Genomic DNA, 18,453 nt, shown 5'->3' with positions numbered 1-18,453 from the left:
GGGGGGTCACCAGGGCGGCCGCTCGCCGTTTCAGGCCTCGTCCGGGCCGAGCGCCATCCGCACGAGGTCGTCGACGTCCAGGTCGCCCAGTTCGTCGTCCTCGGGGTCGGCCACCGGGGCCGGTTCGCGCCCGCTCAGCTTCAGCAACGCGTCCAGCAGCCCCGCCTCACGGAAGCGCGCGACCGGGATCGAAGCCAGCGCCGCGCGGATCTCCCGCTCGTCGTCCGCCTCGCCGGCGTCGTCCGGGAACAGTTCCTCGCCCACGTACCCGGCCAGCGCCGCCGGGGTCGGGTAGTCGAAGATCAGCGTCGCCGGCAGGCGGATCCCGCTCGCCGCGCTGAGCCGGTTGCGCAGCTCCACCGCGGTCAGCGAGTCGAAACCCAGCTCCTTGAACACCCTCAGCGGGTCGACGGCCTCGCCGCCGCCGTAGCCCAGCACCGCGCCCACCTGCGCGCAGACCAGGTCCAGCAGCGCCTGCCGCCGGTCCTCGCCGGACGTTCCGGCCAGCCGCTGCCGCAGGTCTGGACCCGCCTGCGGGGACCCGCCGGCCGTCCGGCGCCGCGCGGCGGTCCGGACCACTGCGCGCAGCTGCTCCGGGACGTCCGCCGAGCCCAGCACGCGCGCGTCGACCAGCATCGGCACCAGCACCGCGTCGGGCGCGCCCAGCGCCGCGTCGAACAGCGCCAGGCCCTGGTCCGCGGGCAGCGGCGGCAGCCCGGACCGCGCCATGCGGCGCACGTCGGCGTCGGACAGCGCGGCCGTCATGCCGCCGGTCGGCAGCCACGGGCCCCAGGCCAGCGCCAGGGCGGGCAGCCCCGCCGCACGCCGTCGCCGGGCCAGCCCGTCCAGGAAAGCGTTTGCCGCCGCGTAGTTGCTCTGCCCGGGCGCCCCGAGCACCCCCGCCGCCGACGAGAACAGGACGAACGCCGACAAATCGAGGTCCCGGGTCAGCTCGTCCAGGTTGGCCGCCGCGGCCACCTTGGGCCGCAGCACGGCATCCAGCCGCTCGGGGGTGAGCGCTTCGACGAGCCCGTCGTCGAGCACCCCGGCCGCGTGCACCACGGCGGTCAGCGGGTGCTCCGCCGGCACGTCGGCCAGCAGCTTCGCCAGCGCTTCCCGGTCCGCCGCGTCGCACGCCACGACCGAAGTCGCGGCTCCCAGCGAGGACAGCTCGGCCCGCAGCTCTTCGACGCCCTCGGCCGCCGGGCCACGACGGCTCGCCAGCAGCAGGTGCCGGACGCCGGACTCCGCGAGGTGCCGGGCCAGCAGGCGGCCGAGTCCGCCGGTGCCGCCGGTGATGAGCACGGTGCCGCCGGGGTCGAGCGGCGCGGGCACGGTCAGCACGACCTTGCCGACGTGCTTGGCCTGGCTCACGTGCCGGAACGCCGCGGGCGCGCGCCGGACGTCCCAGGTGGTGACCGGGATCGGGGTCAGCACCCCGGCCTCGAACCACGCCAGCAGCCGGTCGAACAGCTCGCGGATCCGGTCGTACCCGGCTTCGACCAGGTCGAACGCCTGGTACCGGACACCTGGGTGGTCCGCCGCGACCCGCTCGGGGTCGCGCACGTCGGTCTTGCCCATCTCCAGGAACCGGCCACCGCGGGGCAGCAGCCGCAGCGACGCGTCCACGAAGTCGCCGGCGAGCGAGTCGAGCACGACGTCGACGCCGCGCCCGCCGGTCGCCGCGCGGAACTCCGCCTCGAAGTCCAGGGTCCGCGACGACGCGATGTGGTCGTCCGCGAGGCCCGAAGCCCGCAGCGTGTCCCACTTCCCGGCGCTCGCGGTGCCGTACACCTCGGCGCCGAGCTGCCGTGCGAGCTGGACCGCGGCCATGCCGACGCCACCCGCCGCCGCGTGCACCAGGACGCTCTCGCCCGGGCGCAGGTCGCCCAGGTCGGTCAGGGCGTAGAGCGCGGTCAGGAACACCACCGGCACCGAAGCGCCCTGCGCGAACGACATCCCGGCCGGCAGCCGGCAGAGCATCCGTTCGTCGACCTCGGCCACCGGCCCGAACGCGCCGCCGAACATGCCCATCACGCGGTCGCCCGGCGCGAACCGGGTGACGCCGTCGCCCACGGCCGTAACGACTCCGGCGCCCTCCAGCCCCGGCGCGGTGGCCGGGCCCGGGTACATGCCGAGGGTGTTGAGCACGTCCCGGAAGTTCACGCCGGCCGCGCGCACGGAGATCCGCACCGCGCCCGGCGCGACCGGCCCGGCGAACTCGGGGCAGGGCACGACGGTCAGCCCGTCGAGGGTGCCGCGCTCGGCGATGTCGAGCCGCCAGTCGCCGGCCGGGACGGTGAGCGCGTCGGATTCCTTCGCCAGCCGCGCCACCCGCGCCACGCCCGCCCGGACCGCGACCTGGTTCTCCCCCGCCGCCAGCGCGGTGGCGGGCTCGGCCGAGCCGTCGGAGTCCACCAGCACGAACCGGCCGGGGTGCTCCGACTGCGCCGAGCGCACCAGGCCCCAGACCGCCGCGAGGGCGGGATCGGCCGTCCCGTCGCCCTCTTCGGTGACGACGGCGCCGGAAGTCAGCAGCGCGAGCTTCGCCGCGGTGAAGCGGTCTTCGGCGAGCCAGGTCTGGACGAGCGCGAGCGCGTCGTGGGTCGCCTCCCGCACCGGCCGGGTCGCGAACGGGAGCACGACGACGTCCGGGACCTCGGTGACGTCGGCGAGCGAGTCGACGACCGTCCAGGACGGCTCGATGACGTCGCCGTCGTGGACGGGCCAGGTGAGCCGGTACAGCGCGTCCGGCCGGGCCACGAGCTGGTCCGGCGAGAACTCCCGCAGGGCCAGGGACTCCACGGTCGCGACGGCCCGGCCGGCGGCGTCGGCGATCGTGATCGCGAGGGACTCGGCGCCGGTCTTGGTGAGCCGCACCCGCAGGCCACGAGCGCCTTCGGCGTGCAGTGACACCCCGCGCCAGGAGAACGGCAGCCTGCCGTTCGGGGCGGGGGCGAACGGCAGGAACGCCGCCGCGTGCAGGACCGCGTCGAGCAGCGCCGGGTGCAGCCCGAACGCCGAAGCGTCCGCGTCCTCGGGCAGCTCGACCTCGGCGTACACGTCGTCGCCGTGCCGCCAGGCCCGGCGCAGGCCCTGGAAGACCGGCCCGTAACCGAACCCGCTGTCCGCGAGCCGGTCGTAAAGCCCTTCGGTGTCCACGGTTTCCGCGCCCGGCGGCGGCCACTCGGTGAGGTCGTCGCCGCGCGCCGGGACCGCCGGGGTCAGCACGCCGCTCGCGTGCAGCGTCCACGGGCTGTCGGGGGCCGCGTCCTCGGCGCGCGAGTGGATGGTCAGCGAGCACGCCCCGGACTCGTCCGGCGCGCCGGTCAGGACCTGCAGCGCGACGCCGCCGGTCGCGGGCAGCACCAGCGGCGCCCCGAGCGTCAGTTCTTCGAGCTGCGGGCGGCCGGCGCGGTCGCCCGCGTCGACGGCGAGCTCGACGAACGCCGTCCCGGGGAAGAGCACCGAGCCGCCGATGCCGTGGTGGGCGAGCCAGGGGTGGGTGCGCAGGGAAAGCCGGCCGGTGCCGAGGAACCCGGCGGACCCGGCCAGCTCGGCGGTCGCGCCGAGCAACGGGTGGGGACTGGCCGCGAGCCCCGCGGTCGCGACGTCGCCGGAGCGCCCCGCGGCCGCGGGCCAGAACCGGCGGCGCTGGAAGGAGTAGGTCGGCAGCTCGGTCCGCTCGCCGGCCGGGACCAGCGTCGTCCAGTCCGGGGAAAAGCCGTGGACGTGAGCCTCCGCCACGGCGGTCAGCACGGCCTCGACGTCGGGACGCTTGCGCCGCTGGGTGGCGGTGACGAACACGGGCCGGTCCACGCAGTCCCCGACCATGGCCGCGAGCACGGCGTCCGGCCCCAGCTCCACGAACCGGGTGACGCCCTGGGACGCCAGCCCGCCGACGCCGTCGGCGAACCGGACGGCGTCGCGCACGTGCCGGACCCAGTGCTCGGGCCCGGCGGCGGTGACGAGCCGGCCGGTGAGGTTCGAGACCAGCCCGATCTTCGGGTCCTGGTAGGACAGTCCGGCCGCGACCTCGCGGAACCGCGTGAGCATCGGGTCCATCAGCGGGGAGTGGAAGGCGTGGCTCGTGCGCAGCCGCTTGGTTTCCCGGCCCAGCCGCGTGAAGTGCGCGGCGATGCCGAGGACGTCCTCTTCGACGCCGGACACCACGACCGACGCGGGCCCGTTGACGGCGGCGATCCCGGCCGACGCGGTGAGCAGCGGCCGGACCTCGTCCTCGGTCGCCCGCACGGCCACCATCGCGCCGGTCGCGGGCAGCTCCTGCATGAGCCGGCCGCGCGCGGCGACCAGGGTGCAGGCGTCGTCGAGGCTCAGGACGCCGGCCACGTGGGCGGCCGCGAGCTCACCGATCGAGTGGCCCATGACGAAGTCCGGGGTCAATCCCCACGACTCCAGCAGGCGGAACAGCGCCACCTCGACCGCGAACAGCGCGGGCTGGGCGAAGCGCGTCTGGTCGAGCCGATCGCCGCCCTCGGCGATCACCTCGCGCAGCGGCAGGTCGAACCGCGCGCAGGCCGCGTCGAAGGCGTCGGCGAACACCGGGAACTCCTCGCGCAGCGCGAGTCCCATGCCCGTGCGCTGGGCGCCCTGGCCGGTGAAGAGGAACGCCGACCGGCCCTCGTCGGAGACGCGGCCGCGCATGACGCCGGGGCCTTCGCCGCCCTCGGCGAGCAGCCGCAGGTTCGCCACCGCGGTGTCGCGGTCGGGTGCCAGGACGACGGCCCGGTGGTCGAACGCGGTCCGGGCGGCCAGCGCGGAGCCGATGTCGTGCGCCGCCACCGGAAGCACCGCGGCGGCCTGCGCGGTCAACGCCGCCTCGGTGTGGCCGGACAGCGGCCAGAGCAGCGACGGCGTCTCGTCCACAGTGGACGAAACGTAGGCGGGCGCCTGTTCCAGCACGACGTGCGCGTTGGTCCCGCTGAAGCCGAACGCGGACACCGCCGCCCGGCGTGGCCGGTCCACCGAGGGCCAGGCGACCGGCTCGGTCAGCAGCCGGACGTGCCCGGCGGACCAGTCGACCCGCTCCGAAGGGACGTCGGCGTGCAGCGTCCGCGGCAAGACCTCGTGGTTCAGGGAGAGGACCATCTTGAGCACGCCGGCCACCCCGGCGGCGGCCTGGGTGTGCCCGAGGTTCGACTTGATCGCGCCGAGCCACAGGGGACGCTCGCGGTCCTGCCCGTAGGTGGCGAGCAGCGCCTGGGCTTCGATCGGGTCGCCGAGCCGCGTGCCGGTGCCGTGCGCCTCGACGGCGTCCACCTCGGACGGCGCCAGCCCGGCGTCGGCGAGGGCGGCGAGGATGACGCGTTGCTGCGAAGGGCCGTTCGGGGCGGTAAGCCCGTTGCTCGAGCCGTCCTGGTTGACCGCCGAGCCGCGCAGCACCGCCAGCACCCGACGGCCGTTGCGCTGGGCGTCGGAAAGCCGTTCCAGCAGCAGGATCCCGGCGCCCTCCGACCAGCCGGTGCCGTCGGCGGCGTCGCCGAAGGCCTTGCAGCGGCCGTCTTCGGCCAGCCCGCGCTGGCGGCTGAACTCCACGAACCCGGCGGGTGTGGACATCACGGTGACCCCGCCGGCCAGCGCCAGCGAGCACTCGCCGGACCGCAGCGACTGCGCCGCGAGGTGCAGGGCGACCAGCGAGGACGAGCACGCCGTGTCGACGGTGACCGCCGGACCTTCGAGCCCGAACGTGTAGGAGACCCGGCCGGACAGCACGCTCGCCGCGTTCCCGGTGCCGAGGTGCCCGGCGACGTCGTCGGCCGAGTCCCGCAGCAGGGTCGAGTAGTCCTGGCCGTTGGTCCCGGCGAAGACACCGGTGCGGCTGCCGCGCAGCGCCGACGGGTCGATCCCGGCGCGCTCGAAGACCTCCCAGGCGGTCTCCAGCAGCAGCCGCTGCTGCGGGTCCATGGCGACGGCTTCGCGCGGCGAAACCTCGAAGAACTCCGGGTCGAACCCGGCCGCGTCGGCGAGGAAGCCGCCTTCCCGCGTGTAGCAGGTGCCGGGGTGGTCGGGGTCCGGGTGGTAGAGCGTGTCGAGGTCCCAGCCGCGGTCGCCGGGGAACGGCGAGATGACGTCGCGCCCGGCTTCGAGGAGCTCCCACAGCTGCTCGGGCGTGCTGACCCCGCCGGGGAAGCGGCAGCTCATCGCCACGATCGCGATCGGCTCGTCGGCGCTCGTGCGCGTCGGTTCGGCGGGGACGAGGTCGGCCGCGCCGAGCAGGTGCTCGGCGAGCGCACGCGGCGTCGGGTGGTCGAAGACGATTGTCGAAGGCAGAGTCAGGCCGGTCTCGCGGCCGAGGGCGTTGCGCAGCTCGACCGCGGTCAGCGAGTCGAAGCCGAGGTCGGCGAACGGCCGGTCCGCGCGCACGGTCGCCGTCGACGCGTGCCCGAGCACGGCGGCCACCTGGGCGCGGACGAGGTCGAGGGCGGCGGGCAGCCCGGTCAGGCCGGCCGGTGTGCCACCACGTTTCCCGGTGAGCCCGCCGAGCAGCGGCCGGGTGTGGTCCAGGTCGTCGACGGCGAAGTCGATCGGCACGACCACCGCGTCGGGTCCGGCGATCGCGCGGTCGAACAGGCGCAGCGCGTCGCCGGCGGGCAGCGGCCGGATGCCGCCTTGGCGCATGCGCGCGACGTCGGAGTCGGTCAGCTGCCCGGTCATTCCGCCGTCCGGGACCCAGGGACCCCAGGCCAGCGACACCGCGGGCAGCCCGTTCGCCCGCCGGTGCTCGGCGAGCGCGTCGAGGAAGGTGTTGCCCGCCGCGTAGTTGCCCTGCCCGGCGCCGCCGAGAACCCCGGCGGCGGAGGAGAACAGGACGAACGCGGACAGTCCTTCGGTGAGTTCGTGCAGGTACCAGGCCGCGTCGAGCTTGGGCCGCAGGACGGCGTCGAGGCGCTCGGGCGTCAGCGAGGCGACGACGCCGTCGTCGAGCACCCCGGCGGCGTGCACCACCGCGCTCAGCGGGCCGATCTCGCCGAGCAGCCCGGCCAGTGCTTCCCGGTCGGAGACGTCGCAGGCGGCCAGCACCACGTCGGCGCCTTCGGCCGCCAGCTCGGCCTGAAGCTCTTGCGCACCAGGCGAATCTGGTCCCCGACGGCTGGCGAGAACGAGACGGCGGACGTCGTGAGCGCGCACCAGGTGCCGGGCGAGTTCGCCGCCGAGCGAGCCGGCCCCGCCGGTGACGAGCACGGTGCTTTCGAGGCGGCCGACTTCGTCCGAAGTGGACTCCACGAGCCGCGGGACGGTGACTTCGCCGTCGGCGTAGGTGGCTTCCGGCTCTTCGACGGCGAACGCGGCGGGCAGTTCGGCGGCGTCGGCCAGAACGAACCGGCCGGGGTGCTCGGCCTGCGCCGAGCGGACCAGCCCCCGCACCGCGGCACCGGCGAGCCCGCGGGTGACGAAGACGAGCTTGGAGTTCGCGTAACGGTCGTCGGTCAGCCAGGTCCGCAGCACTTCCAGGGCTTCCCGCGCCAAGCGGTGGGCGGCTTCGACGACGTCGCCTTCGGCCTCGCACCGGAAGTACACCACCGGCGGGACGTCGGAGCCCAAGGCGTGCCAGTCGACGGCCGGGCTGGTGGCGGTCGCCGGGACCCGCTCGACGCGGTACAGGGCACCGGCCGGCTTGACGGCGTGCTGCCCGTCGAGCCAGTAGCGCTCCCGCTGGAAGGCGTACGTCGGGAGGTCGACGACGCGCCCGCCGCGGCCGGCGAACACGGCCGCCCAGTCCGGGGAGAACCCGGCGATGTGCATCCGTCCGACGGCTTCGGTGAAGGTGCGCACCTCGTCCCGGTCCCGGCGCAGCACCGGCACCACGACCGCGCCCGGCACGCAGTCCCCCGCCATCGCGGCGGCCGCACCGCCGGGTCCGGGCGTGACGAACCGGGTCACCCGGTGCTCGGCGAGCCAGCGCATGCCGTCGTGGAACCGGACGGTGGCGCGGACGTGCTCGACCCAGTACGCGGCGGACGCGACGTCCGACGGCTCACCGGTCACGTTGGACACCACGGGAATCTTCGGCGCCGCATAGGAAACGGTCTCGGCGACCGCGCGGAACGCGTCCAGGATCGAGTCCATGTGCGGCGAGTGGAAGGCGTGGCTGACCCGCAGCCGCTTCGACCCGGCGAACCGCGCGGCGATCTCCTCGACGGCGTCGACGTCACCGGAGACGACCACGGACTCGGGCCCGTTGACCGCCGCGAGGGCGACCCGCTCACCCAGCAGCGGCCGGACCTGCTCCTCGGTGGCGCGCAGGGCGGCCATCGCGCCGGCCTCGGGCACCGACTGCATGAGCCGCGCCCGCGCCGCGACCAGGCGGCACGCGTCGGCCAGCGAGAACACCCCGGCGACGTGCGCCGCGGCCAGCTCGCCGATCGAGTGCCCCATGACGAAGTCCGGGGTGAGGCCCCAGGAGACGAGCAGCCGGTGGAGCGCGACCTCCACGGCGAACAGGGCGGGCTGGGTCACCTCGGTGCGGTCCAGGTCGCCGCCCTCGAAGATCAGCTCGCGCAGTCCGGCGAAGCCCGCGCAGACCTCGTCGAAGGCTTCGGCGAAGACGGGGAAGGCCGCGTACAGCTCGCGGCCCATGCCCGGCTGCTGCGCTCCCTGGCCGGCGAACACGTAAGCCGTCTTGCCCGGGGTGGTTTCGCCGACGGACGCCAGCTCGACGAGCCCCTGCTTCAGTTCCTCGGCGGTCTCCGCAAGCACGACGGCCCGGTGCTCGAACGCCGCCCGCGTGGTGGCCAGCGAATAGGCGATGTCGACCGGCCGGTGTCCGTCCACCTGCGACAGCAACCGGGCCGCCTGCTCACGCAAGGCTTCCGGGCTCTTCGCCGACAACACGGCGGGGACCAGCCCGGCAGGGCCTCCTGGCTCAGCGGGTTCGAGGACGGGGGCCTGCTCGATGATCGTGTGCGCGTTGGTGCCGCTCACCCCGAAGGACGAGACCCCGGCCCGGCGCGGCCGCTCACCCGCCGGCCACGCGACGGCCTCCCGCAGCAGCTCGACCTCGCCGGCGTCCCAGTCCACTTTGGACGACGGAACCTCGGCGTGCAGGGTGCGCGGCAGCAGCTCGTTGCGCAGCGCCATGACCATCTTGATCACGCCGCCGACCCCGGCCGCGGCCTGGGTGTGCCCGAAGTTCGACTTCGCGGAGCCCAGCCACAGCGGTGCCCCGCCGGCGCGTTCCCGGCCGTACGTCGCCAGCAGCGCCTGCGCCTCGATCGGGTCGCCCAGCGTGGTCCCGGTGCCGTGGCCCTCGACGACGTCGACGTCCGCGGCGGACAGCCCGGCGTCGGCGAGCGCGGCGCGGATGACGCGCTGCTGCGAAGGCCCGTTCGGCGCGGTGAGCCCGCTGCTCGCGCCGTCGGAGTTGACGGCCGAGCCGCGCACCACCGCGAGCACCGGGTGGCCGTTGCGGCGCGCGTCGGAAAGCCGTTCCAGGAGCAGGAAACCGGCGCCTTCGCCCCAGCCCGTGCCGTCGGCGGCGTCGGCGTAGGAGCGGCACCGGCCGTCCGGGGAAAGGCCGCGCTGCCGGCTGAACCCGATGAACGTCACCGGCGTCGACATCACCGCGACGCCGCCGGCCAGCGCCAGCGAGCAGTCGCCGCGCCGCAGCGCCTGCGCGGCCCAGTGCAGCGCGACGAGCGACGACGAGCACGCCGTGTCGACGGTGACCGCCGGGCCTTCGAGCCCGAAGGTGTAGGCCACCCGGCCGGAGGCGATGCTGGCCGCGCTTCCGTTGCCCACATAGCCTTCGAGGCTCGCGGGCAGGTCGGTCAGGCGCGTGGCGTAGTCGTTGTACATCACCCCGGCGAACACGCCGGTGCTGCTGCCGCGCAGCGACGCCGGGTCGATGCCGCCGCGTTCGAAGGCCTCCCAGGCCGTTTCGAGCAGCAGCCGCTGCTGCGGGTCGATCGTCTGGGCCTCGCGCGGGGAGATGCCGAAGAACTCCGGGTCGAACCGGTCCGCGTCGTGCAGGAAGCCGCCCTGGCGGGTGTAGATCTTCCCGGCGCGCTCCGGATCGGGGTCGTAGAGCGCGTCGAGGTCCCAGCCGCGGTTGACGGGGAACCCCGAGATCGCGTCGCGGCCCGAGGCCACGACGTCCCAGAGGTCCTCCGGCGAGCGGACGCCGCCCGGGTAGCGGCAGCTCATCGCCACGATCGCGATGGGCTCGTGCTCCCGGTCCTCCGCGTCGCGCAGCCGCTCGCGCGTCCGGTACAGGTCCGCGGTGACCTTCTTGAGGTACCCGCGCAGCTTGTCGTCGTCGCTCATGCCCGCTCTCCATGGGTGGCTCGCACGGCGCGTTCGAGCACGTCCGCCGCCCGTTTCGCGCCCCCGGACGCCGCGATGGCGGCCCGCATCCGGGCGACCTCGGCCGCCACGGCCGCGTCGGCGGCGACGGCCAGGACGGCGTCGCGGACGTCGTCCCCGGTCACGTCGTCGAGCAGCGCCCGGCCCAGGCCCAGCCGCTCGACCTGCCGGGCCGTCACCCGCGCTTCCGGGCGCTGCGGGACGGCGACCACGGGGACGCCGTGGCCGAACGCGTCCATCAGGGAGCCCGTCCCGGCCTGGCAGACGACGACGTCGGTGTGCGGGAGGACCGCGCGGTGGTCGAGCCAGGAGTGCAGCTCGACGTTGTCGGGCATGGCCGCCGCGACGTCGTCGCCGACGTGCCCGGCGGTCGTCATCACGACCCGCCAGCCGGTGCCCGCGAACGCCTGCCCGCAGGCGGTGAAGAACCCCGGGTTGCTGTTGGAGGAGGTGCCCAGCGACACCAGCACGACCGGGACGTCGCCGCCGGGCGCGGCCCAGCTGTCCGCGGCCGCGCCGTCGTCGCCGGTCGGGCCGACGAACACGAACTCGTCGCCGAAGCACTCCGGGCGGGGCTGGAAGGCGCGGGGCACGAACACGAGGTTCGCCACGACGTCCCCGCCGCCGGGCGGGAACTCCGGCGGGGTGTCCAGGCCGGCCTTCGCGAGCAACGCCGTGATGCGCTCGCCGCACGCCGCCAGCACGGGGTGGGCGGGGTCGAGCGGCGGGCCGTCGAGCTCGGTCTCGCTGCCGTTGAGGGGAACCTCGTCGTTGCCGCCGAACCCGGCGAACAGGCGCACGACGCCGCAGCCGGCGCGCCGCGCGACCAAACCGCCGACGTCGGTGCTCAGCACGTCCTGGACCACGAGGTCCACCGGGCGGTCCGCGAACGCCGCCCAGGCGGTGGTGAGCGGGGCGTAGGCCTCGTCGAGGTAGTGCGCGAGGACCTCGGCGAGGTCGTCGGCGGTGTGGACGTCCGGCATCGACTCCGGGAAGGCGGACGGGTAGGGCACTACCCTCGCGCCGGTCTCCGCGACCACGCCGGCGAACCGCTCGGCGACCACGTACGACACGTCGTGCCCGCGCGAAAGCAGCTCGCGCACGACGGGCAGCGTCGGCCGGAGGTGACCGAAGCCCGGAAAACCGAAGAAGGCGACATGCCCGCCGGAGACGTCCACGCTGGTCACCCTAGGTCGGCCGGGAGCACCCACCGGATCGTGCACAGCGAATCCAATGAATCGCCTAGTGTCCCTTCGGCGGCGCCGCAAAGACCAGCATTCCTCCTAGTTTCTCCTCGCTACAAATAGGACGTCCCGTCCGCCGGCCACGCGAGGTGAAATCCATGGAGCGTCACACTGGAACCGGCTTGCTCCGCAAACCGGACGTGACGTTGCCACACCGGCTCGCCAAGTCCGCGGCCGCCACCGACGGCGTCGCCACCCCGAACGACGTCGTGGCCAAGTGGATCGACGACCGCAACCTCGCCCACCGCCACGAGGTCCGCCGCATCGAGTTCGGCCAGCTCCGGCAATGGGGTTTCGATCCCGGCTCCGGGAACCTCCGGCACGAAAGCGGCCGGTTCTTCGGCGTCGAGGGACTCGAGGTCGACACCGACCACGGACCGGTCACGCACTGGTCGCAGCCGATCATCAACCAGCCGGAAATCGGTATCCTGGGCATCCTCGTCAAGGAGATCGACGGCGTCCTGCACTGCCTGATGCAGGCGAAGTCGGAGCCGGGCAACGTCAACGGCGTCCAGGTCTCGCCGACGGTCCAGGCGACCAAGAGCAACTACACCCGCGTCCACGGCGGGCGGCCGGTCCCCTACCTGGACCACTTCCGCGACCCGGACCCGGAAACCGTGCTCGCCGACGTCCTGCAGTCCGAGCAGGGCTCCTGGTTCTACCGCAAGCGCAACCGGAACATGATCGTCGAGGCCGCGGAGTTCCCCGGCGAGGACGAGCTGCCCGACGACTTCCGCTGGCTCACCCTCGGCCAGCTGCACGAGCTGCTCAAGCAGGACAACCTGGTCAACATGGACGCCCGCACGGTGCTGTCCTGCATGCCCGGCGGGCTCGAGGGCCGCGAGGCCGACGCCGTGAGCGACCTGGCCGCGGCCGTGGCGCGCTCCTCGGCCCAGCCCACCGGCAGCCTGCACACCCGCACCGAGGTGCTCAGCTGGATCACCTCGCGCCAGGCCCAGCACGTCGTGCGCACCAGCTCGCTGCCGCTGAGCGAGGTCGCGAACTGGGTCCGGACGCCCGCCGAGATCTCGCACGAGCTCGGCCTGTTCTTCAGCATCATCGCCGTCGACATCACCACCGACGGGCGCGAAGTCGCGCAGTGGACCCAGCCGCTGGTCCGGCCGCACGGCGCGGGTGTGGTGGCCCTGCTGGTGAAACGCGTCGACGGCGTGCTGCACGCGCTGCTCAACGCGCGGGTCGAGCCCGGCTACCTCGACGTGGTGGAGCTCGCCCCGACCGTGCAGTGCACCCCGGACAACTACGTGCTCACTCCGGCCGCGGACCGGCCGCCGTTCCTCGACATGGTGCTCGGCAGAAGAGAAGACCAGGTGCTGTTCTCCGCCCAGCTTTCCGAAGAGGGCGGCCGGTTCCACCACGCGTACAGCGACTACCAGATCATCGAGGTCCCCGCGGACTTCCCGGACGCCGGGCTGGCCGACTTCCGGTGGCTCACCCTGAACCAGCTCAACGAGCTGCTGCGGCACAGCCACTACGTCAACGTGCAGGCCCGCAGCCTCATCGCGTGCCTGCGGGGGCTGCGGTGAGCCGGGCCCTGCGGCTCGGCGCGCTCGGCTGCTCGTCGATCGCCGCGCGGCGCACGCTGCCCGCCGCGGCCGCCGTGGCCGAGCTGGCGCTGACCGCCGTCGCGGCCCGCTCGCCGGAGAAGGCCGCGGAGTTCGCCGGGCGCTTCCACGCCACCGCGACGACCTACGACGAGCTGCTGGACCGCTCCGACGTCGACGCGGTGTACGTCTCCCTGCCGACCAGCCTGCACCACGAGTGGACCAGGAAAGCATTGCTGGCCGGGAAACACGTGCTGTGCGAGAAGCCGCTCACGCTCAACCTCGAGCAGGCCGAGGACCTGGCCGAGCTGGCCACGAAGCAGAACCTGGTGCTGCGCGAGAACTTCACGTTCATCCACCACCCCCAGCACACGCGGGTGCGCGACCTGCTCGACGCCGGCCGGCTCGGCGAGCTCCGGACGTTCACCGCGTCGTTCGGCATCCCGCCGCTGCCCGCCGACGACATCCGCTACCAGCCCTCGCTCGGCGGCGGGGCGCTGCTCGACGTCGGCGTCTACCCGCTGCGCGCGGCGCTTTTCCTGCTGGGTCCCGATCTCCGGGTCACCGGCGCCACCCTGCGGTTCGACGAGGGCGGCGTGGACGTCGCCGGGCACGCGCTGCTCACCTCGGCCAGCGGCGTCACCGCGTCCCTCGACTTCGGTTTCCAGCACAGCTACCGCTCGCGGTACGAGCTCTGGGGCAGCGCCGCCGCGCTGTCGCTGGACCGCGCCTTCACGCCGCCACCCGGCCGGCAACCGGTGCTGCGCATCGAAGAACAGGACCACGTCGAAGAGCTCTGGCTCCCCCCGGCGCACCAGTTCGAGCTGTCGCTGCGCTCGTTCGCCGTCGCCGCGCTGGCCGGGCGCGACGACTCCGAAGCGGCTTGGCTCTCCTCCTCCGTGGACACCGCGCGGCTCGCCGACGAAGTGTTCTCGAACGCGGCCGGAGTGGCCGACGACCGGACGGTGACCCGCTGATGGAGATCATCGGAACCGGCTTCATCGCGCACCACACCCGCCGGTACTTCGGCGACCGCTACCCGGACGTCACGCTCATTGCGGCGGGCGTGTCGACGGTGCTCGTCAGCGACGTGTCCGCGTTCCAGCGCGAGTCCACGCTGGTCTACGACGTGATCGACCGCTGCCGGGCCGCCGGCCGCACGGTGATCTTCCTGTCCACCGCCTCGACCGGCATGTACGGCGCCGACCAGTCGGTCGGCAGCGAGGGCGGCGCGGTCTTCCCGCTCACACCCTACGGCCGGCACAAGCTGTGCCTCGAACACGTCTGCGCGCTGTCGGGCGCGCGGTGGCTCGTCCTGCGGCTCTCGCACATCGTCGGGCCGGGCCAGTCGTCGCACCAGCTGCTGCCGTCGCTGACCCGCCAAGTGCTCTCGGGTGAGGTCACGCTGCACTCCGGGGTCTCCCGCGACCTGCTCGACGTCGGCGACATGATGCGGATGATCGACTCGCTGCTCGGCCAGGGCATCCGGGACGAGGTCGTCAACGTGGCGTCCGGGCGGTCGGAGGCCATCGAGGACATCGTCGACGGCCTGGAGGAGCGCCTCGGCACGCGCGCCGAGCGCAAGCTCGTCGAGATGCCGGCCAAACGCGGCGACGTGCGGATCGACAAGCTGCGCGGGCTGGTCACCGGGTTCGACGACTTCGGCATCGGCCCCGGCTACCTGAAGACGCTGCTGGACCGCAACATCGACGAGCTGGCCGAGAGCGCCCGCCGCCACCTCCGGGCCGCGGCCACCGTCTGACGCTCGTCCGTCCGCTGTGGACGATCGCTTTCCCCGTGGCGGCACGACGTCCGGTGCACCGTACTGGGGGCTGGGCGCACCGGACGTCGTACCTTCGCAGGCGGGAGGGGGGAGTGCTCCCGCCGGGTCTTTTCAGCCGAGCACCGCCCGCGCGGCGCCCAGTGATCAGCTAACCGGTCCGGGCCGTGGTCCGGCTAGCGGAAAAGGTCGCTGCCCCTGACAACCTAAGTTGATCGCTCCGGATGAGTACGCCACGAATGGAGTAGGAAGCATCTCCGGAATTGCGTTCTTCGTGTTCCCGGTGGACATTTGCCACGCATTGCTCCGAATGGCGCACCTGTACGGGAGGGCAGGCTCGGCGGCCGCTCGTACCACACCTGACCTGGTGGTGTTGACCACGTCGGCGTCACGTACTTAGCGTTCGGCTTCCCCCACCCCGCGGACACGTGTCGCCGCCACGCACGTCGCCGCCCTCCCCGAGGAGGCGCCATGCTGTCCAGGCGTACCTTCGTCACCGCCGGTCTCGCGGCCGCCGTGACCAGCGCGCCACTGTGGTCTGCCGTCACCGCGCCGAAAGCGCGGGCCGCGGCGGCCCTGCCGTTGACGTTGAAGAACAATTCCGGCAACGGAACCGTCTACGCCTACATCAGCGGCGCGGACAGTTCCGGCTGGCCCGGCTTCGTGACCGCCGACGGCCAGTTCCACCGCCTGTCCAACCCGTCCTCGCCGGTGACGCCGATCCCGGACTACGCCATCCCGCTGGGCGGCTCCGGGTCACAGGTCACGGTGACGCTGCACGACTACATCATCGGCGGCCGGGTCTGGTTCTCGGCGGACAAGAGGATCCAGTTCTTCGTGAACCCGGGCCCCGGGCTCGTGCAGCCGGGCTTCACCAGCTCGGACCCGAACTGGCAGACGAACTGGACGTTCTGCGAGTTCACCTACAACAGCGCGAACCTCTACGCGAACATCAGCTACGTCGACATGGTGGCGCTGCCGGTGTCCATGGCGACGACGGGCGCGGCCGGCGCGCAGTCGGTCAGCCCGCTGCCGGACGGCGCGCTCGGGGCGATCGCGGACGGGCTGCGCGCCCAGCACAACACGGACGGGGCCCCGTGGGACCGGCTGGTCGTCACCGACACGTCCGGCAAGGTGGTGCGGGTGCTCGCGCCCGGGCACTCCCCGACCGACTTCGGCGGCTACTGGACCGGCTACCTGAACGCCGTCTGGGACCACTACCGCTCGACCCCGCTGACGATCAACGGCCAGGGCAGCATCGGCTCCTACACGGGCACGGTCAGCGGCGACACGATCGTGTTCGCCGGCCTGAACACCAACGGCGTGCCGTTCACCAAGCCGAGCGCGATCGACATCTTCGGCTGCGCGAGCGGGCCGCTGTACAACTCCGGCGGGGACGCCCGCGGCGCGATCGCCGCCCGCCTCGCGGCCGCGCTCAACCGCAGCAGCCTGCTGGTCGGCGGCGGCAACAACCAGCCCGACGGCGTCCCGCCGTCCCAATACTACAAGGACCCCACGACGAACCACTACGCGCGGCTGGTCCACCAGCACGCGACGATCGGCTACGCCTTTCCGTACGACGACGTCGGCCCGACCGGCGCCCAGCCGGTCGACGGCCACCTCCAGGACCCGGCGCCGACGTCCTGGACGGTCGCGCTCGGCCCGGGCGCGGGCGGCGGCACGACACCTCCGCCCAGCGGCGGCACAAGCGCCTACTCGACGATCCAGGCGGAGTCGTTCAGCGCCCAGAGCGGCACCCAGAACGAGGCCTGCGGCGAAGGCGGCACCGACGTCGGCTGGATCGCCGGCGGCGACTGGCTGAAGTACTCCGGCGTCGACTTCGGTTCGAGCTCCCCGCGCCAGTTCGTCGCCCGCCTGGCCTCGGGCGCGGCCGCCGGGGTGAGCGGCGCGATCCTGGCCCGCGTCGACAGCACGTCGGGCCCGGTGCTCGCGGAGATCGACTTCGCCAACAACGGCGGCTGGCAGAACTGGCAGACGGTGCCGGCGAACATCGTCGGCTCAGCGACGGGAGTGCACGACGTCTACCTGACGTTCGGCGGCGGCTCGTCGGACTTCGTGAACATCAACTGGTTCACCTTCACCCGGTGACCACCGGGGGTCTGGCCGCGGTCAAGCGGGGGCGCGGCCAGGCCTCCCGGGTTCAGCCAGCCGGGACGGACGGCCGCTAGGACCAGCAAAACCGCCGCCAGCACGATGTACAGCGCATGAGCCGCGGCCTGCAACACCGGCGGATAACTCTCCGGAAGAACCACCAGCCCGACGATCGGAGCGTCCGCCCGGTCACTCACCCGCCAGCCGAACACCAACAGGTACACCACCACCAGCGCCGCCGCCGGCAACCACGTCCGGGACCGCCACGCACCACAGGCCGCCATCACGAAGAACGGCACCAGCCACACCCAGTAATGCGTCCACGTCCACGGCGTCACCAGCACCATCGCCACCCCGACCACGCACACCGCCAGCAGCTCACGCCCCTGCCGATGCGCACGCACCGCGACCCACAACGCCAGCAACGCCACCACCACCGCCACCGGAATCCACACCGGACCGGCCACGTCCGCGACACCCAGCAACCGGGACACCGCACCCCGGATCGACTGGTTCTCCGGCGAGATCGCACTGGCCGCGGTACCCGTGATCCGCGACGGATCCGCCACGTTCGCCGACCAGAACACCCCCGAATCGTGCGGCAACGCCACGAACCCGGCCAGCACGGTCAGCACGAACGTCCCCGTCGCCACCGCCGCGGCCCGGAACCGCCGCGTCAGCAGCAGATAGACGATGAAGAACCCCGGCGTCAGCTTGATCCCCGCCGCCAGCCCGACCCCGACGCCGCTCCACCAGCGATCCCGGCCGGTCAGGTCCGCCAGCACCAGCAGGACCAGGATCAGGTTCACCTGACCCACCGTGAAGTTCATGAGCACCGGCTGCAGCGGCAACGCCAGCGCCGTCAACGCCGCCGTCGCCGCGACCCGGCCGTGATCGGCCGCGTACCCCTGCTTGCCCAGCGCGATCCAGACCACCGCCAGCAGCGCGAACAGGTTCGCCAGCACCGCCACCATCGGCAACAGCAGCTGCGGAACCGCGGACAGCACAGCGAAAACCCCGGCCGCGAACGGCGTGTACTTGAAGGTGCCGCCGATCATCGGCAAGTGCGAGATACCCGGCTCGTACAGCGGCTGCCCCGCCCGCACCGCCCGGCCGGTGGCCACGTACGACACGAAGTCCTCGAGGTACACGCCGGTCGCGGTCCAGAGCCCGGTCCACACGGTGTACCCCACCACCGCCACCAGCAGCACGACGCCGGAAAGCACCGTCCACCACACCGGCGCCGGCAACTTGCGCTCGACCCGCACATCAGCAACGACGGTTGTCACCGCTATATCCCTCCCTAGATACGCGGGCCAGTCTAAACAGCGACGATCACTCGATCGGGTTCGGCCTTCCGCAGCGGGCTCGGATCGATCTTTGCCCCTCGGCGCGTCGCCGAGCGGGTAGGCTCGACTCAAGATCTCCTCCG

At 73.3% G+C, this 18,453-nt stretch carries 7 protein-coding genes; 4 read left to right on the top strand and 3 right to left on the bottom strand.

Features of this window, described 5'->3' with window-relative positions:
- Nucleotides 1-30: 30 nt before the first annotated feature.
- Together ACZ7PG_RS48710 and ACZ7PG_RS48705 are read right to left on the bottom strand one after the other, a co-directional pair.
- On the bottom strand, nt 31-10,284 hold the full coding sequence (locus ACZ7PG_RS48710) for an SDR family NAD(P)-dependent oxidoreductase (RefSeq protein WP_470246054.1): 10,254 nt from the start codon (nt 10,282-10,284) through the stop codon (nt 31-33).
- Nucleotides 10,281-11,501 carry a macrolide family glycosyltransferase gene (locus ACZ7PG_RS48705; protein ID WP_470246053.1) on the bottom strand — a complete coding sequence of 407 codons (1,221 nt, stop codon included), beginning with the start codon at nt 11,499-11,501 and terminating at the stop codon, nt 10,281-10,283. Before ACZ7PG_RS48705 ends, ACZ7PG_RS48710 begins: the two co-directional genes overlap by 4 nt.
- Before the next feature lie 164 nt (nt 11,502-11,665).
- On the opposite strand from ACZ7PG_RS48705, the gene ACZ7PG_RS48700 reads away from it, so the two are divergent.
- From ACZ7PG_RS48700 to ACZ7PG_RS48685, 4 genes are all read left to right on the top strand, one after another.
- The gene (locus ACZ7PG_RS48700; protein ID WP_470246052.1) at nt 11,666-13,111 is read left to right on the top strand and encodes an NDP-hexose 2,3-dehydratase family protein; all 1,446 of its coding nucleotides are present in this window, start codon (nt 11,666-11,668) and stop codon (nt 13,109-13,111) included.
- Entirely contained in the window at nt 13,090-14,106 is a 1,017-nt protein-coding gene (locus ACZ7PG_RS48695; RefSeq protein WP_470246051.1) for a Gfo/Idh/MocA family protein, read from the top strand. The genes ACZ7PG_RS48700 and ACZ7PG_RS48695 overlap by 22 nt, the downstream gene beginning before the upstream one ends.
- A complete protein-coding gene (locus tag ACZ7PG_RS48690; protein ID WP_470246050.1) occupies nt 14,106-14,891 on the top strand; it encodes an NAD-dependent epimerase/dehydratase family protein in 786 nt (261 codons plus the stop codon). The genes ACZ7PG_RS48695 and ACZ7PG_RS48690 overlap by 1 nt, the downstream gene beginning before the upstream one ends.
- Nucleotides 14,892-15,380: 489 nt before the next feature.
- Nucleotides 15,381-17,018 carry a beta-1,3-glucanase family protein gene (locus tag ACZ7PG_RS48685; RefSeq protein ID WP_470246049.1) on the top strand — a complete coding sequence of 546 codons (1,638 nt, stop codon included), beginning with the start codon at nt 15,381-15,383 and terminating at the stop codon, nt 17,016-17,018.
- Here the strand turns inward: ACZ7PG_RS48685 and ACZ7PG_RS48680 are convergent.
- Nucleotides 16,952-18,310 carry a glycosyltransferase 87 family protein gene (locus ACZ7PG_RS48680; protein ID WP_470246048.1) on the bottom strand — a complete coding sequence of 453 codons (1,359 nt, stop codon included), beginning with the start codon at nt 18,308-18,310 and terminating at the stop codon, nt 16,952-16,954. The two genes, ACZ7PG_RS48685 and ACZ7PG_RS48680, sit on opposite strands and share 67 nt — an antisense overlap.
- Between the last annotated feature and the right edge of the window lie 143 nt (nt 18,311-18,453).

The sequence above is a fragment of the Amycolatopsis sp. NPDC114504 genome, from assembly GCF_055633595.1.
This window is presented reverse-complemented; position numbering and strand designations above follow the sequence as displayed.